This is a genomic window from Paenibacillus sp. FJAT-27812 (genome assembly GCF_001273905.1).
Classification (GTDB): domain Bacteria; phylum Bacillota; class Bacilli; order Paenibacillales; family Paenibacillaceae; genus Pristimantibacillus.
Genome location: NZ_LIGH01000001.1, coordinates 2,493,598 through 2,510,981, shown reverse-complemented (window position 1 = coordinate 2,510,981; position 17,384 = coordinate 2,493,598). Strand labels below are relative to the sequence as shown.

Sequence of the window (17,384 nt, the reverse complement as noted above, 5' to 3'; positions counted from 1 at the left end):
TTGGAGAAAACATACATATTATTTGATTTTTCGTCGAAATATAGCTTTTTTTGCGAAATGTAACACCAAAACCGCCTCAAAACACGAATATTAAACAAACCTGACATCGTTTTATATAATAATTTCCAAATCCTCCGTAAAAATCTAACATAATAAAAAAAGCACCGCCGCGCCTATACGGCGCTAACGGTGCTTTTTGGGATAAATCTTATTTATGCTTGATGTTCAGACGATTCATAGCACGCTGCAAAGCAAGCTCTGCGCGGCGGAAATCGACCTGATCTTGCTTAGCGGCAAGACGCTGCTGGGCACGCTGTTTAGCGGCTTCAGCACGTTCAATGTTAATATCGGTTGCAAGCTCAGCGCTCTCTGCAAGAATAACGATCTTATCCTTGCGTACTTCGATAAAGCCTCCGTTAACCGCTACAACATCAACCGAATTGCCACGTTTGATGGTGACAGGCGCGATACGAAGCGGCGTTACGAGCGGAATGTGGTTTGGCAATATGCCAAGCTCACCTTCAACACCAGATACGCTTACCATATTCGCAGTTTCTGCATACACCTTGCGTTCAGGTGTTACGATCTCTACCAAAAACGAACTCATGTGGATTCCTCCCGCCTTTCGCTATTAAAGCGTTTTGGCTTTCTCCACGGCTTCTTCAATCACACCAACGTATCGGAAAGATTCTTCCGGAAGGTCGTCATGTTTGCCCTCGAGAATTTCTTTAAAGCTGCGAACGGATTCTTTAACAGGTACATATTTACCTTCGATACCTGTGAACGGCTCAGCAACGTGGAACGGTTGAGATAGGAAGAGTTGAATTTTACGTGCGCGAGACACGGTCAATTTATCTTCTTCGCTTAGCTCGTCCATACCAAGGATTGCGATAATATCTTGAAGCTCTTTGTAGCGTTGAAGAATTTTCTTAACGCCTTGAGCCACGTTGTAGTGCTCTTCACCCAAAACAGATGGGCTAAGGATACGGGAAGACGAAGCGAGTGGATCAACCGCTGGGAAAATACCCATTTCGGAGATTTTACGCTCAAGGTTCGTCGTTGCATCCAAGTGGGCAAATGTCGTTGCTGGAGCCGGATCCGTATAGTCATCGGCAGGTACGTAGATCGCTTGGATCGAAGTAACCGAACCTTTTTTCGTAGACGTGATACGCTCTTGCAATTGACCCATTTCAGTTGCCAGCGTTGGCTGGTAACCTACCGCGGAAGGCATACGGCCTAGAAGGGCCGAAACCTCGGAGCCTGCTTGCGTGAAACGGAAGATGTTATCGACGAACAATAGTACGTCTTTGCCTTCTTCGTCACGGAAATATTCAGCCATTGTCAGACCAGTCAAAGCAACGCGTTGACGTGCGCCTGGCGGCTCATTCATTTGTCCGAATACCATCGCTGTTTTGCTAAGTACGCCGGAGTCTTTCATCTCGTGGTAAAGGTCATTACCTTCACGAGTACGCTCACCAACACCCGCGAATACGGAGATACCGCCGTGCTCTTGTGCGATGTTGTTGATAAGCTCTTGAATCGTAACCGTTTTACCTACGCCCGCGCCGCCGAAGAGGCCGATTTTACCGCCTTTTGCGTATGGAGCGAGAAGGTCGATTACTTTAATGCCTGTTTCAAGAATTTCCGCTTGCGTGGACAATTGGTCGAAAGCAGGTGCTTCGCGGTGAATTGGAAGGTTGATTGGCGATGTAACAACGCCAGCTTCGTCAATTGGCTCACCAAGTACGTTGAATACACGGCCAAGTGTTGGAGCGCCAACCGGAATAGTAATTGGTGCGCCTGTATCAACAGCGATCATACCGCGTACAAGACCGTCTGTTGTACTCATAGCTACGGCACGTACCTTATTGTCACCGAGGTGAACAGCTACTTCAAGCGTCAAGTTAATATCAATGCCGCCTGCTTCGCCCTTTTGCTCGATTTTGACAGCGTTCAAAATTTCCGGCAAATTGCCGCGTTCGAACTCTAAGTCTACGACCGGACCCATGACGGATACTACGTGTCCTTTTTTCATGGTTTTCCCTCCTGGTTCCTTCTTGTTACCGCAAGCCGGTTCACTTATCACAAGCGCCTAGCTCTTGCAGTGTATCGATTACGATTGAGCATTTGCCCCTGCAACGATCTCAGAAATTTCCTGCGTAATCGCTGCTTGACGCGCTCTGTTGTAAGTGAGCGTCAATTGGTTGATGATCTTCGTTGCATTTTTCGTTGCGCTTCCCATGGCAGTCATACGAGCGCCGAACTCACTTGCTTTACCGTCAAGAACTGCGCTGTAGATAAGCGTTTCCGCATATTTAGGCAGCAGCACTTCAAGTACGCCCTCTGGAGACGGCTCGTATTCATACGAGGTGACAGCTGTGTTTCCGCCCACTTCTTCAAGCGGCAGCAAACGTACATCTGTCGGTATTTGCGTAATCGCGTTAACGAATTCGTTATAGTACAAGTAAAGCTCGTCATAAGCGCCTTCCGAGAAATTCTTAACCGCGGAATAAGCGACCGATTTGATGTCAGCGAAAGAAGGAGCATCTGGCAAGCCAGTCACTTCCTCTACGATTGGCATGTTGCGGCGGCGGAAATAATCGCGGCCCTTACGGCCGATAACGAATAGCACGTATTCATCTGTCGACTTATGCTTTTCACGAATGGTTTGCGTTACTTTACGAAGAATATTCGCATTGTAGCCGCCTGCAAGACCACGATCGGAAGTAATAACGAGATAACCCGTTTTCTTTACCGGACGCGTTTCCAGCATCGGATGCTTCACATCCTTGGTGCCGGCTGCGATGCTTGCCACAACTTCCTTCAGCTTCTCAGCATAAGGACGTGCTGCTTGCGCGGCTTCCTGTGCTTTTCTTAGGCGGGAAGCGGCAACCATCTCCATCGCTTTCGTAATCTGCTTCGTATTTTGTTTGCTCTTGATTTCGCGTTTAATATCGCGCATACCTTTTGCCATTTGGTTTCACCCGCCTTTGTTGCTTTGGAGCTGCTCCAAAGCCTGGTGTTGGTGGAGTAAGCGGTCTAAGCCCGGACAACATGAACGGGCGAAGACCTTTATTGAAAGATGAAGAGATTTATGCCGTTACAGCGAAGCTCTTCTTGAATTTATTGATAGCGTCAACGAGAGCTTTCTCGTTGTCAGCAACGATGTCTTTTGTATCGCGAATCGATTGACCGATTTCTGGGCTGTTCGAATCCAAATACGCGTGGAACTCTTTCTCGAAACGAAGGATGTCGCCAACCGGAATCTCATCCAAGTGACCTTTAACAGCGGAGTAGATCGAGATAACTTGCTTCTCAACCGGCATCGGCTTGTTAACGTCTTGTTTAAGAATTTCCATCGTACGAGCACCGCGGTTAAGGCGGGCAAGCGTCGATTTGTCAAGGTCGGATCCGAATTGCGAGAACGCTTGAAGCTCGCGGTAAGCCGCAAGGTCAAGACGAAGCGTACCGGCTACCTTCTTCATCGCTTTAATTTGTGCGGAACCACCTACACGGGATACAGAGATACCAACGTTAACCGCTGGACGTTGACCCGAATAGAATAGATCTGCTTCAAGGAAGATTTGACCGTCAGTGATCGAGATAACATTCGTAGGAATGTATGCCGATACGTCGGATGCTTGCGTCTCAATGAATGGCAATGCCGTCATTGAACCGCCGCCTCTTGCGTCGCTAAGTTTTGCAGCGCGCTCAAGCAAACGGGAGTGAAGATAGAATACGTCACCTGGGTAAGCCTCACGACCCGGTGGACGGCGAAGCAAGAGCGAAAGCTCACGATAAGCTGCCGCTTGTTTCGATAGATCATCATAAATAACGAGAACGTGCTCGCCTTTGTACATGAAGTACTCACCCATCGTACAGCCCGCATAAGGAGCTAGGAAGAGAAGTGGAGCTGGCTCAGAAGCACCTGCAGTAACGATGATTGTGTACTCAAGCGCGCCGTGGCGACGAAGAGTTTCAACTACGTTAGCAACAGTGGATTGTTTTTGACCAACGGCAACATAGATACATTTTACGCCGTTGCCTTTTTGGTTGATGATTGCATCGATAGCAATCGCTGTTTTACCCGTTTGACGGTCACCGATGATAAGCTCACGTTGTCCGCGGCCTACTGGTACCATCGCGTCGATTGCTTTAATTCCCGTTTGCATGGGCTCATGAACCGATTTACGGTCGATAACGCCCGGCGCTGGAGATTCAATCGCACGGAATTGAGTGGTATTGATTGGTCCTTTGCCGTCAAGCGGCTGACCAAGCGGGTTTACTACGCGGCCAAGAAGCTCTTCGCCGACAGGTACTTCCATGATACGGCCTGTACGTTTAACTTGATCGCCTTCACGGATATCCGTGTATTGTCCAAGAATAACGACACCGACATTGCTTTCTTCCAAGTTCAAAGCCATACCGACAACACCGTTGGAGAATTCGAGCAGTTCGCCCTGCATCGCATTTTCCAAGCCGTGTACGCGGGCGATACCGTCACCGACATTGATTACGGTGCCGACGTCTACGACTTGAATTTCGGATTTATATTGTTCGATCTGTTGTTTAATCAGCGTGCTGATTTCATCAGGTCTGATACTCAATTCGTTCACCCCTATCTACAGTGCATTAGATTTTAAACGATTTTTGTAAACGTTCCAGCTTGCCAGACAGGCTGCCATCGTATAGACGGTCACCGATGCGCACTTGTACGCCGCCGAGCAAAGCAGGTTCTACCACTTGCTGTGCAATAATAGTTTTGCCGGTCAATTGTCCGAACTGCGCCGCTACACCGGCAAGCTCGTCATCAGACAAAGCTTTGGCGGAGTAAACCGTCGCATGCGCTTGACCAAGCGAATCTCCCGCAACCTTGGTGTATGCTGCATATACATCAGCAATAACATCCTGGCGGCGACGAGTGATTAGAATTTGTACAGTATTGAAAACGAGCGCAGATACACGATCGCCGAATGCTGCTTTTAGAACCGCAATTTTGCTTTCTGGATCAATGCTTGGAAGTGATAGAAACTTTTGAACGTCAGCGTCCTGCTCAAGAGCTTGCACGATCAGCTTAAGCTGCTCTTCTACCTCTGAAACAACCTGCTGCTTCTCAGCAACCTCGAACAGTGCTTTAGCGTAGCGCTTCGCTACGACTGCGTCGCGGCTCATTTATTTCCAACTTCTTTCAAATATTGACCAACCAGCTGCTCTTGCGATTTTTCATCCACTTGCTTCTCGATAATTTTCGACGCGATTTTCACGGAAATGCCGCCAACTTCTGTACGAAGCGCTGCAATTGCTTTGTTTTTCTCGCTTTCGATATCTTTGAGAGCATCGTCTTTCAGACGGGATGCTTCCGATTTTGCAGTTTGAACGATCTCTTCCGCTTGCTTAGAGCTCGTAGTTCTCGATTGCTCGATAATTTCGTAAGCTTCCTTGCGAGCTTGCTGGAGTGCAGCCTTTTGCTCTTCCATTTGCTGCTCGGCTGCTTTACGACTGCTTTCTGCTGTATTCATTTGTTCAAGCACAAGCTGTCTGCGCTTCTCCATTACTTCAAACAATGGACCAAACGCATACTTGCTCAACAGCCAGTACAGCACACCAAACGCGATCATCGCGATTACTGTCGATTCCCAATGCCATGCCATAGATGCCACTCCTTTCTCACCACAATATTGTCTTAATCATAACGAAGGCGAAGAGGGCTAGGCCTTCCCCGCCAGTTGCAGTTATTAAGCTTGGAAGAAAGCCAAGAAACCGATAACTACGCCGATGATAGGCACAACTTCGACGATACCTACACCGATAAACATTGTTGTTTGAAGCTTGCCTTGAAGCTCAGGCTGACGAGCGATACCTTCAACTGTTTTACTAACGATCATACCGTTACCTACGCCTGCGCCAACTGCACCCAAACCTACTGCCAAAGCTGCTGCTAATAATTCCATTTTTAAAATCCTCCTCGAAAATTGTTGTTTTTTTGTATAACCAACCGCGGTATTTCTTAAATAAACCGAGGCATAAAGCGTAAATTAATGTTCCTCATCGTGGATGGCAGCTTGCGAAATATATACCATCGTTAGAATCGTGAACAAGAAAGCTTGAATACCGCCGACAAAAAGACTGAAGCCCTGCCATGCGACTAGGAACGGCGTACCATACCAGCCAAGCATCAGGATCGTTGCAATAAGCACCTCACCTGCAAAGATGTTGGCGAACAACCGGAGCGCAAGCGTAACCGGCTTCGAGATTGTCTCAATAATGTTAACAGGGAAGAAAATTGGAAACGGATGGAAATAATGTTTCAGGTAGTGCTTTCTATTCTGCTTCAGACCAAGGAAATGGACGATTACGAATACGATAAGCGCAAGACCGGCTGTTACCGAAAGATCGGCAGTCGGAGATTTCCACCACGCAAGTTCAACATGTCCATGCTTCTCTTCCAACAACTCGTGCGTAACACCGATATTCTCGTTTACGCTAGTCGCTTCGGTAACAATACCAAATGGCAATCCCAACAAGTTGGAGACGAAGATGAACATAATGAGCGTCATCCCTAAAGAGATGAAGGGTCTGACTCGGTTTGCCGGCATTGTGCTGGAAATGAAGTTGTGTACGAAATCAACGACCCATTCCAAAAAGTTCTGCATCTTCGAAGGGTTGTCCACCGAAAGGTTGCGAACAGCCAGCTTAGCGATCAGAAACGTCACAATGACTGAAACCACAATTGCTACTAAGGTCGAAATATCAATATTAAACGGCCCCAGTGGCATCACCGGAAATTCATGCATCTAAAATTTTCACCCCTTTCCGCTAAGATTGTCGTTTATTGTGGATAAAAGCTGTTACCAAAAGAACAAACGGCATGACCATGCAGCCAGCTAAAGCGGCCGGCATGCTGAGATCCTCCGGAAAACGATAGGCGATCATGGCTACCAGCAGCACGGTCGCGATGCGGTTTCCAAGACCTAGACCTCTCTTACGCGGTCCTACCCCCGCTGCTCCTAGGGTGACCATTTCCACTCGGCGTCTCAGTAAAAACGCATTCATGGAACCTGCTGCCAATCCAACTAGAAGGCCGAGAGACACAGTACGCCATTCCGGAAGGAAAGCCCATACAATTAGGCATACCGCCATTGCATAAACAAGCGTACGTAAGGCTGTCTTCATAATGTTATCCATCGGGTTCCTCCATAACCTTCTTAACAAGCAGAATGGCTGAGAGTAGACCGACAGCCAGACCGACCAGTATGCCACCGAGCGACCATCCCTTCACGTCACCAAAACGGTTCCCGAGGGACGAGCCGATCCAATAGCCTAAAAAGATACATGCAGCGACTTGCACTCCGAGTGCGCCGACTAGGCCGGCTGCAAACAGCGGATTGTCCCTTCTGCCCTTTTTATTCATGGATCATACCCCTGTCAATCCTCATTTATTTTATCCAAGCGGCGACACGTTTGTCAATTGAATTAACTGCAAACATTTAGTGAAAAGATGCCCCAAAACCCTTGATACATAAGGTATTGCGACCCCCGAAAACCGTACAGTACTACTGTATGCTGTACATTCGCCTATCAGGCTATCGCCGCTGGTCAATCTATGAACGTTGTGTGAACGAATCCGGACGCTCCTTCAGCCTGCCAAAATGATGCAAAATCGCGTCTACAATACGCTCGGATGCCCGGCCATCGCCGTAAGGATTTGCGGCTTGGCTCATGCGAGCGTACAGCTGCGAATCAGTTAAAAGCGCATGCGCGCGGCTGTATACGAGCTCCTCGTCCGTGCCCACCAGCTCAAGCGTTCCTGCCTCGATGCCCTCAGGGCGCTCGGTTGTATCGCGAAGCACCAGCGTCGGCACGCCGAATGATGGAGCCTCCTCCTGCAAGCCGCCTGAATCCGTCATAATCATATGAGCATGCGGATAGAAATTGTGGAACTCGAACACATCAAGCGGATCAATCAAGCGAATCCGCGGGTGGTCGCCCAAAATTTCATTCGCAGGCTCTCTGACTGCTGGATTTGGATGAACCGCATAAACGACAACGACATCCTCATGCTCGTCAGCGATCCGTTTGACAGCGCGGAAAATATTCCGATGCGGCTCGCCAAGCGCTTCCCTGCGATGCGCCGTCATCAGAATCATCCGTTTTCCTTTCGCCCAGTCAATGACCGGATGCGAGAAGGACTCGTCCACCGTATATTGAAATACGTCAGTAGCGGTGTTCCCAGTCACATAAATGGCAGCATCCGACTTATTCTCTTTGCGCAAATTGCCGGCCGACCATTCTGTCGGTGCAAAGTGAACATCAGAGAGCACGCCGGCAAGCTGCCGATTCATTTCCTCCGGATACGGAGATAGCTTGTTCCAAGTACGAAGCCCCGCCTCAACGTGACCGACTTGTATTTGCTTTAGGAACGCTGCATAGCTCGCCAGGAAGGTCGTCTGCGTATCGCCGTGAACAAGCACGATATCAGGCTTCGCCTGCGTCAGAACGGGATCCAGCCCCTCTAGAACGCGCACTGTCGTCTCCGTTAATGTCTGACGATCCTTCATGACATTCAAATCGTAGTTCGGATGGATCTCAAAAAAGTCGAGAACCTGGTCCAGCATCTGGCGATGCTGCGCCGTTACGCACACGATCGATTCGATTTCGTCTTCGCGCTTCTGCAGCTCAAGCACGAGCGGCGCCATCTTGACTGCCTCCGGACGCGTTCCGAAAATGGTCATTACCTTCAGTTTAGACAAAAGCTTCCACTCCTATTATAAATTCATGCGAAATAGCGTTAATTGGTTCCGAACATGCGGTCTCCAGCGTCGCCTAAACCAGGCACGATGTAGCCCTTCTCGTCCAGACGCTCATCCAAGGCTGCGATATAAATATCAACATCCGGATGCGCTTCCTGCACGGCTTTTACGCCCTCAGGAGCAGCTATCAGACACATTAATTTAATTTGGTCACAATTATGGTTCTTCAGCGAAGAAATGGCAGCGATAGCCGAGCCGCCGGTTGCCAGCATCGGATCAATAACGATAAGCAAGCGATTCGGCGCATCAGTCGGCAGGTTAATATAATATTCCTTCGGCTGAAGCGTCTCATGATCGCGCGCCAAGCCGATATGTCCCACCTTTGCGGATGGAATCAGCTTCAATATACCGTCTACCATGCCAAGTCCGGCACGCAAAATCGGCACAAGGCCAAGCATTCTTCCTGATACTACTTTTGAATCCGTCTCAGCGACAGGCGTTTGCACCTTGATCGTATCAAGCGGTATTTCTCTCGTTAGTTCGTATGACATTAATGTAGCAACTTCATCAACCAATTCCCGAAAATCTTTTGTATTCGTCTCTTTATCCCGAATAAAAGTCAGCTTATGCTGAATTAACGGATGGTCGCAAATAATTACTTTGCTCATGGAGCGGTATTCCTCCCGTTTGTTGTTGTAGGCCTTGACACAATCCCGTATATTATAGCACTGTAAACTATCCGTTGCATCCCGAGTTTTTACGATTGTGTAAATAAAGACTGGCGCATCCCTATAAGGATGAACCAGCCTCCGGCCTGTCATTTCCTAATGTTACCTATTAGCTGCTGCAACCGCCGCCGCAGGAGGAGCCGCAGGACGATCCTCCGCCACCGCTGTCTCCCCCGCCGCTGCCGCAGGATGAATCGCCGCCTGATCCTCCGTCGCTCCCACCGCTGCCGCCGGAATGGTCCCGCCCATCATCAGACGAGCCGCTGCATGCATAAGTCGAGTCACCGCTGCCATTTGCTTTGCGCTGTTCCTCGCTTTGGGCTTGGTCCATCTGCTGGGTAAAATCACTTGGACTCGATAACGAATGATAAATAAGCATGCCAGATAGCAGTCCCGTTGCGCCAAGTGCAGAATCATAACCTAAGCCGCTCGAAGAATGACGGGCATCTCTCGCGTATGGAGGCTTGCCGCTTGAAGCAGCCGCAAGCTGAAATTTAGCTCGTTCGATTAAATAGTTGGAGCTTGCAAGCAAGTCCGCATAGCGGGCCGCCGCTTTAACGTTAAACCATTGAACGCGCAGCTCCTCAGGACTTAATTCCCCAAGCTCCTTTAGCTTTTGCTCCGGCATCTGGGTTCGGTAGAATGCCCCCCAAACTCTGCCGCTTGCCGGCGCTTGCTCGAACAGCTCGCCATACACCCAGTCGAACAAGGCTCGTTCTCCTGGTTGAGGCGAAGCACCTGGCGCATGAGGCGCATGATGAATCATTTCGCCGCAGAAACGGGTGCAAAACTGCTCATACTCCCTAGTGAACATCAGCATCTCATGCCACACCGCGTCAACCTGGCTGCTGTACATCGGAACGCTGCGCATAATGCCGCACATTAGAAAATAACGCTTCAGCTCAAACCAAGTCCAGTTCCACTCTTTATCCGTTATTTTCGGAAATTCCTTTAACACCCGGTCCTTTACCCGGCTCTCAAAATCCAGGCCCAGCGCTGACTCCAGACGCTCTGCCGCAGATCTTGCGGGGTGGCCCTGCGGTACGCCAAGCGCCGCCGGCGGCTCCGCGTTCGGCCAAGGCGCAAAAACATTCGTCCTGCCGGCATAACCCCTGCCGCTTGCCTGCCTGTTTCTTCTAGAGCCCCTCGAATTATTAATTGAACTAACTACAACGACCAGAATTACCGCAATCATTACAAATATTATTAATTGAGTCATTTTATCCTCCTAAGCCAATTCGTCGTATCCATATTTTAACACAACTGCTTTCAGGAGGGAGAGGGTTTTATCATCTTTAGAAGATCATAACAAGATGGATATGCACATAAAATGATCCACAACTTATTCTTATATACAGCCAACTCAGCAAAAACAAAAAAGATATGCACAGATAAACCATTAGTTATCCACACTCATCCACAGCTTATCAACAGTTTTGTGCACAATCCACAATAACTTTATAAATCGAATGGTTATCAACCTGGTATATCGAGGAGAGACAAATCTAACTTCTATACCTAATTTCTATACCTAATTTTCGCCAAGCTAACATTTCCCGCTCGCCAAATACAAAAGAAGGAGCTGTCCTTCAAGGGATATAACCCCTGTGACAGCTCCTCGATCATGTTCCATTCATTTTCTTACACAGACGCATAGTGGCAAGCGGCAAAATGCCCCTTCCGCACTTCAAGCAAAGCTGGTTCGTCCACCTTGCACTTGTTTGTCGCAATCGGACAACGCGTATGGAATTGGCAGCCTGTAGGCGGATTGATTGGACTTGGCAAATCACCCGTCAATACAATGCGTTCACGGCTTTCTTCCACCTCTGGATCCGGAATCGGAATGGCCGATAGCAGCGCCCGCGTATACGGATGCGCCGGCTTATCGTAGAGCTCGCTGCTCTCAGCAAGCTCTACGATTTTGCCAAGGTACATAACCGCTACGCGGTCGCTGATATGCTTAACCATCGACAAATCATGCGCGATGAAAAGATAGGTGAGTCCCATTTTGCGCTGCAAATCCTGCATCAGGTTGACAACCTGCGCTTGAATCGATACATCAAGCGCCGAGATCGGCTCATCCGCAATAATAAAGCGCGGATCAACCGCAAGCGCGCGCGCGATACCGATACGCTGGCGCTGACCGCCGGAGAACTCATGCGGATAACGTGTAGCATGATCCGGGTTCAAACCAACGACATCAAGCAAATGCTCCACACGAAGCTTCCGCTCCTTCTTGCTGCTTACAAGGTTATGAATATCAAGCGCTTCGCCGATAATATCCATAACCGTCATACGCGGATTCAAAGAAGCGTACGGGTCTTGGAATATCATCTGCATGTCTCTGCGCATCGCCTTAAGCTTCGCGCCCTTTAGACTGTAAATATCCTGCCCATCGAAAGTAACGCCTCCGCTAGTCGGCTCGTACAGCCGCATAATCGTGCGTCCAGCCGTCGATTTACCGCAGCCGGATTCACCAACCATACCAACGGTTTCCCCTTTTTGAATGGAGAATGTTATATCATTAACGGCTTGGAGCGTCGATCCACCGCCCAAATTAAAAAATTTGCGCAAATGATTGATCTCAATTAACGGTGCGCTCATACCGACACCTCCCGATTTGCATAAGGATGCGCAAGCCAGCATGCCGAAGCATGGGATTCATTGCCGTCTACCGGGAGCAATTCAGGATCATTGTCCACGCAAACCCGCATCGCCTCATCGCAACGCGCGCAGAAGCTGCAGCCCGTCGGCGGTTTAATCAAATCCGGCGGCATGCCGTAAATCGGCACAAGCGGCTCTTCCTTCTTCTGATCGAGACGCGGCAATGAACGCAGCAGCCCTCTTGTATAAGGATGTTTTGGATTTTTGAAAATTTCCCACTTGGTTCCGGTTTCTACCACTTTACCGGCATACATAACGATAACGCGGTCACACATATCTGCTACAACGCCTAAATCATGCGTAATAAGAATAATAGAAGTGCCTAGCTTTTGCTGCAAATCCTTCATCACGCGCATAATTTGCGCCTGAATCGTTACGTCGAGCGCCGTTGTTGGCTCATCCGCAATCAACAGAGACGGATTGCAAGCAAGCGCAATAGCGATCATCGCACGCTGGCGCATGCCTCCGGAGAACTGATGCGGATATTGGTTCACACGTGAAGCCGCGTTTGGAATACCTACAAGATCAAGCATTTCAACAGCCCGTGCGGTTGCCTTAGCGCCGCTGATACCTTGATGCTTAATCAGGCCTTCCGTAATTTGCCGCCCAATCGTCAAGGTTGGATTAAGAGAGGTCATTGGATCCTGAAAGATCATTCCCATCTCTTTGCCGCGAATGTCTTCCATCTGTTTATTGGACTTATTCAATATTTCTTCGCCTTTAAACATGATCGATCCGCTGGTCTCCGCCGGAGGCGATGGAATCAAACGCATAAGCGATTGAGCGGTCACGCTCTTGCCGCAACCCGATTCCCCAACAATGGCTACTGCTTCTCCTTTATTAACATGAAAATTAACGCCGCGAACCGCTTTAACGATACCGCCGCGAACTTTGAAATTAACGCGAAGGTTTTTTACTTCAAGCAACTTCTCCATCCTTGTCCACCTCCTACTTCTTCATTTTCGGATCAAGCGCATCTCTCAGACCATCGCCAAAAATATTAAAGCAAAGCATCGTAATACTGATAACTGCCGCCGGGAAAATCATTCTCCACGGGTACAGCGTCCAGGCTTTAATAGCGTCATTGATCATCGTACCGAGCGAGGCTGCCGGAGATTGTACGCCTAGTCCCAAGAAGCTGAGGAACGCCTCTGCGAAGATCGCGCTTGGAACGGTAAGCGTCAACGTTACGATAATCGGACCCATCGCATTAGGAATGAGATGGCGGAACAGAATACGTGCCGTGCCTGCGCCGAGCGCTTGAGCAGCCATAACGTACTCTTGGTTTTTGAGCTGCATGATCTGGCCGCGCACGATCCAAGCCATACTGATCCAACCGGTTATACTAAGCGCAAGCACGATCGTGAACATGCTCGGCTCTAAAATGACAATCAACAGAATGATAATAAGCATGCTTGGAATGGAATACAGGATTTCGCAAAAACGGTTCAATATCTCATCGACACGTCCGCCGAAATAACCCATAATTCCGCCGATAATAACACCGAGAACCAAGTCGGCTAGCGCAGCATAGATACCAACCTGGAGTGAAATTCCTGCCCCCATCCAAGTACGGGTGAAGAGATCCCGCCCGAGATCATCTGTACCGAACCAGTAGGTGCCGTTAGGACTGAGATTCTTTTCCTTCAAGTGATTCGTTTGAAAATCTTGCTCCGATATAATCGGGCCAAAAATCGCCGTAAGGGAGACGAGCAGCAGAACAACTAAGCTGAACATCGCTATTTTGTTGGAACGTAGACGCAGCCAAGCATCTTTCCATGCCGAGATGCTCTCGCGAACGACAACTTCCGTCTGCTTCTCGTCTTTGTTCAACTTAGCGAATTGATCCGGCGTAAAGGTGTTATCCTTCATCCTTTTCCGCCTCCTCTACTCAGCTTGATACGCGGATCGACAAAGCCATAAGCAACGTCAGTCAAGAACCGCGCAACCATCAGGATAATTCCATAAAATAAAGTAAGCCCCATTATGAGCGTATAGTCGCGGTTAGTAATACTTTGTACAAAATATTTCCCAATTCCACCTATACCAAAAATTTGTTCGACAACGACAGATCCGGTAATAATGTTAGCGGTCATCGGTCCGATATAAGTTACTACTGGCAAAATAGCATTGCGTAGAGCATGACGAACCAAGATAATGCGGCCGCTGAGACCTTTGGCGCGTGCCGTCTTAATGTAGTCAGCGGATAGTACTTCCAGCATCGTCGAACGCGTCAGACGCGCGATAAATGCAGCCGGAAGGAACGAGAGCGCAAGCACAGGCATAATGAAATCCGTAGGATCGTTAAGACCCGATACATTAAGCCAACGCAGCTTGCTGCCTAGAACGAATTGTAAAATTGAAGCTGCCAAAAAGTTAGGAATCGATACCCCAAGCACCGCAATAACAATCGTGAAGCTATCCAAAAATTTACGATGATTAAGCGCGGCAATAATACCTAGAATCAAACCTAATGCGAGTGACACAATGACGGCGAAAAGGCCGATTTGCGCAGAATAGATAAAGCTCTCTTTGATAATACGAGTTACGGACATATATTGCTGCTTCATTGACATCCCTAAGTCGCCATGAAGCAAATTGTTCAAATACATCAAATATTGTTTCCATACCGGCTGATCAAGGCCGTACATTTGCAAGAGGTGCTCTCTTATTTTCTCAGGAATGGCCTTCTCCCTGATGAAGGGATCGCCCGGGATGATTTTCATAAGAAAGAACGTAGCCGACGCAAGTACAAACAACGAAACAAACATGGACAGAAACTTCTTGGATACATATTTTATCAACGCAATGGACACCTCCTTACAGAATATAAACAAGAAGAAATGCTGGCGTGCAAGAGTCTAAATCAGTCAATAAGAAAGGGATATATGCGGTCATCCCGCATATATCCCTGCCTTCAGATGCTCGAAGGATGACTAATTCGCTTGGTAGTAACCTCTTGTGTAGTCGATGTCCCCTTTGTAGTCCAAGAAGATGTTCTTGAATCCAGGTTTAAGCATGTAAACGTTGCTGTAGTAGTAGATCGGCATGATCGGCATATATTCCATAAGAATTTTTTCTGCCTCAGTCATAGCCGCAATACGTTCAGCTTGATCTCCGCTTGCATTCGCTTTTTTGATCAAAGCGTCATATTCAGGAGAAGCAAAGCCAGTGTTGTTTTGACCGCCGCCAGTTACGAACATATCCAAGTAAGTCATTGGATCGTTGTAGTCAGCTCCCCAACCTGCGCGAGCGATTTGGTAGTTCATTGCAGTACGGTTTTTCAGAAGAACGGCAAACTCTTGGTTCTCGATACCAACTTCGATACCAAGGTTTTGACGCCACATTTCAACGATCGCTTCAGCAATTTTCTTGTGGCCGTCGCTTGTGTTGAACGTCAATGTTACTTTAGGGAACTTAGCAAGCTTAAGCTCAGCTAGACCTTCAGCAAGCAATTTTTTCGCTTCGTCAACATTCTCAGTGAAGTAATCATCCTTCACTTCGTTACGGTAATCTTCTTTCAAACCGATGATGCCTGGTGGTACAAAACCAAACGAAGGAACTTCGCCGGCCATCGTTACGCTCTCAACGATTGCTTGACGGTCGATCGCCATTGCGAGTGCTTTACGAACTTTCACGTTGTTGAAAGGAACTTCTTCTGTGTTGAATTGGTAGTAGTACGAGCTTGCGATACCTTTTGTAACGATCTCGTCTTTTTTCGATTCTTTCAGAACCGGAATTTGTTCAGCTGGAATTTCACCAGTTGGTTTACCAGTGTAATCAAGTTTGTCTGTCTCATAGTTAGCAAGCTCAGTTGCAGACTCGGCGATCATTGTAAAGTCAACGCCAGTAAATTTCACTTGAGCTTTATCGTAGTAGTTTTCGTTAGGAACAAGCTTAATGGACGTATTGTGCTGCCATTCGCTCATTTTGAAAGGACCGTTACCGATGATTGTTTTCGCATCAGCAGCCCAAGCTTCGTTGTCTTTCACGGATTGGTGAACAGGGTTGTAAACATAGAAAGAAGTAAGGCTCAAGAAGTACGGAGTAGGTGAAACGAGCTTAACTTCAAGCGTTTGAGCATCAAGCGCTTTGATGCCTACAGCATCAGTGTTTGTCGTTTTGCCTTCGTTATAATCTTGTGCTCCAACGATGTAGTAGAATTGGTAAGCGTAAGTTGAACCTACAGCAGGATCAAGCGCACGTTTCCAAGAGAATTCGTAGTCATTTGCAGTAACAGGGTCGCCGTTACTCCATTTTGCGTCTTTACGGATTTTGAAAGTGTACGTTTTGCCGTCTTCTGATTTTTCCCAGCTTTCAGCAGTTGCAGGAATGGATTCACCATTCTCGTTTTTACGAGTCAAACCTTCGTAAATACCAGTTGCGAGTGTACCTGATACGTTGTCTTCCATTAGTGCCGGGTCAAGAGTTGAAGGCTCAGAGTGAATGTTCATTCTGAATACTTTCCCTTCGGATGATCCGCCATTAGTAGCACCGGATGTTTCTCCATTTGTAGCACCGTTGTTGCCTGTCTCTTGTTTCGGCGTACAACCTACTGCGACAATAGCAAGAATGAGTAAAGCAGCAATAAAGGATAAAGCAGACTTTCTTGTTCTCATTGTAATCCTCCCGTGTTTTTTCTTCCGTGTTCATCGTGGGCAGAATCGACCACCTCACTCGCGTTACATACAAACGTTTGCATTGCCTTACAGCTTGTACGATGCAAAAGCATGTATCCCCCTGAGTTGCAGTTTATGCACCCTTCCCCTTCAAACATAGAGATTATAGTTTACTAATATTTTTCACTATACATCCATGTTAATTATTTATCAACAAAATGTCAGGTGTAAATTTATGTATGAAATGACTTTTATACTACAGACTTTAGCACTTTGACGCGTTTATTCAGCTAATTATTTTGTTGCTTTAATGCTTTACAGCGTTTATTCAGTCTAATATTCTGCTACTTTAACGCTTTGAAGCAAATCAACATAAATTATCAATAAAAAAGTGATAATTTATGGAAATACAAAATATTGTTCTTATCCTTTTAATTACCATTTTAAGAGCATGTTTTTCGCTCTTTCACGATTTTAACTGCAATTGACTTACAAAAACCTGTGCAATTGTTAACAATTCATGACTTCACATAATTGTCACTCGCTATTATCAACTCGATTTTTAAGCAAATTCATTCAATAATTTTACTAAAAAAAGGACGAATCTTATGTCGAAATTGTCT

General features: G+C 47.6%; 18 protein-coding genes. All 18 read right to left on the bottom strand.

Annotated features, from left to right (window positions below; genetic code table 11):
- Window positions 1–208 precede the first annotated feature (208 nt).
- Window positions 209–607 carry a F0F1 ATP synthase subunit epsilon gene (locus ADU23_RS10840; RefSeq protein ID WP_053373763.1) on the bottom strand — a complete coding sequence of 133 codons (399 nt, stop codon included), beginning with the start codon at window positions 605–607 and terminating at the stop codon, window positions 209–211.
- A 24-nt stretch (window positions 608–631) separates the two neighbouring features.
- Window positions 632–2,035 (bottom strand): F0F1 ATP synthase subunit beta, encoded by a 1,404-nt coding sequence (gene atpD, locus ADU23_RS10835; RefSeq protein ID WP_053373762.1) that lies wholly within the window; start codon window positions 2,033–2,035, stop codon window positions 632–634.
- Between the two features lie 78 nt (window positions 2,036–2,113).
- Window positions 2,114–2,974 carry an ATP synthase F1 subunit gamma gene (atpG, locus tag ADU23_RS10830; protein ID WP_053373761.1) on the bottom strand — a complete coding sequence of 287 codons (861 nt, stop codon included), beginning with the start codon at window positions 2,972–2,974 and terminating at the stop codon, window positions 2,114–2,116.
- A gap of 118 nt (window positions 2,975–3,092) precedes the next feature.
- A complete protein-coding gene (gene atpA / locus ADU23_RS10825; protein ID WP_053373760.1) occupies window positions 3,093–4,607 on the bottom strand; it encodes a F0F1 ATP synthase subunit alpha in 1,515 nt (504 codons plus the stop codon).
- Window positions 4,608–4,632: 25 nt separating this feature from the next.
- Window positions 4,633–5,172, bottom strand: coding sequence for a F0F1 ATP synthase subunit delta (locus ADU23_RS10820; protein WP_053373759.1), 540 nt, complete (start codon window positions 5,170–5,172; stop codon window positions 4,633–4,635).
- Complete coding sequence (atpF, locus tag ADU23_RS10815; protein WP_053373758.1) at window positions 5,169–5,651, bottom strand: F0F1 ATP synthase subunit B; 483 nt, start codon at window positions 5,649–5,651, stop codon at window positions 5,169–5,171. Before atpF ends, ADU23_RS10820 begins: the two co-directional genes overlap by 4 nt.
- Before the next feature lie 84 nt (window positions 5,652–5,735).
- A complete protein-coding gene (atpE, locus tag ADU23_RS10810; RefSeq protein ID WP_053373757.1) occupies window positions 5,736–5,951 on the bottom strand; it encodes a F0F1 ATP synthase subunit C in 216 nt (71 codons plus the stop codon).
- A gap of 84 nt (window positions 5,952–6,035) precedes the next feature.
- Window positions 6,036–6,794, bottom strand: coding sequence for a F0F1 ATP synthase subunit A (gene atpB / locus ADU23_RS10805; protein ID WP_053373756.1), 759 nt, complete (start codon window positions 6,792–6,794; stop codon window positions 6,036–6,038).
- A gap of 22 nt (window positions 6,795–6,816) precedes the next feature.
- Window positions 6,817–7,185 carry an ATP synthase subunit I gene (locus ADU23_RS10800; RefSeq protein WP_053373755.1) on the bottom strand — a complete coding sequence of 123 codons (369 nt, stop codon included), beginning with the start codon at window positions 7,183–7,185 and terminating at the stop codon, window positions 6,817–6,819.
- Complete coding sequence (locus tag ADU23_RS10795; protein WP_053373754.1) at window positions 7,178–7,411, bottom strand: AtpZ/AtpI family protein; 234 nt, start codon at window positions 7,409–7,411, stop codon at window positions 7,178–7,180. The genes ADU23_RS10800 and ADU23_RS10795 overlap by 8 nt, the downstream gene beginning before the upstream one ends.
- A gap of 190 nt (window positions 7,412–7,601) precedes the next feature.
- Window positions 7,602–8,750: a non-hydrolyzing UDP-N-acetylglucosamine 2-epimerase gene (wecB, locus tag ADU23_RS10790; protein ID WP_053373753.1), complete on the bottom strand. Its 1,149-nt coding sequence runs from the start codon at window positions 8,748–8,750 to the stop codon at window positions 7,602–7,604.
- A 38-nt stretch (window positions 8,751–8,788) separates the two neighbouring features.
- Window positions 8,789–9,418 (bottom strand): uracil phosphoribosyltransferase, encoded by a 630-nt coding sequence (gene upp / locus ADU23_RS10785; RefSeq protein ID WP_053373752.1) that lies wholly within the window; start codon window positions 9,416–9,418, stop codon window positions 8,789–8,791.
- A 169-nt stretch (window positions 9,419–9,587) separates the two neighbouring features.
- Window positions 9,588–10,697: a hypothetical protein gene (locus ADU23_RS10780; protein WP_053373751.1), complete on the bottom strand. Its 1,110-nt coding sequence runs from the start codon at window positions 10,695–10,697 to the stop codon at window positions 9,588–9,590.
- Window positions 10,698–11,119: 422 nt separating this feature from the next.
- Window positions 11,120–12,082, bottom strand: coding sequence for an ABC transporter ATP-binding protein (locus ADU23_RS10775; RefSeq protein WP_053373750.1), 963 nt, complete (start codon window positions 12,080–12,082; stop codon window positions 11,120–11,122).
- Window positions 12,079–13,077: an ABC transporter ATP-binding protein gene (locus ADU23_RS10770; RefSeq protein WP_053373749.1), complete on the bottom strand. Its 999-nt coding sequence runs from the start codon at window positions 13,075–13,077 to the stop codon at window positions 12,079–12,081. The genes ADU23_RS10775 and ADU23_RS10770 overlap by 4 nt, the downstream gene beginning before the upstream one ends.
- Window positions 13,078–13,090: 13 nt before the next feature.
- Window positions 13,091–14,014, bottom strand: a complete 924-nt coding sequence (locus ADU23_RS10765; RefSeq protein ID WP_053373748.1) for an ABC transporter permease — start codon at window positions 14,012–14,014, stop codon at window positions 13,091–13,093.
- Window positions 14,011–14,946: an ABC transporter permease gene (locus tag ADU23_RS10760; RefSeq protein WP_053373747.1), complete on the bottom strand. Its 936-nt coding sequence runs from the start codon at window positions 14,944–14,946 to the stop codon at window positions 14,011–14,013. The genes ADU23_RS10765 and ADU23_RS10760 overlap by 4 nt, the downstream gene beginning before the upstream one ends.
- Window positions 14,947–15,078: 132 nt before the next feature.
- On the bottom strand, window positions 15,079–16,761 hold the full coding sequence (locus tag ADU23_RS10755) for a peptide ABC transporter substrate-binding protein (protein ID WP_053373746.1): 1,683 nt from the start codon (window positions 16,759–16,761) through the stop codon (window positions 15,079–15,081).
- Window positions 16,762–17,384: the final 623 nt, after the last annotated feature.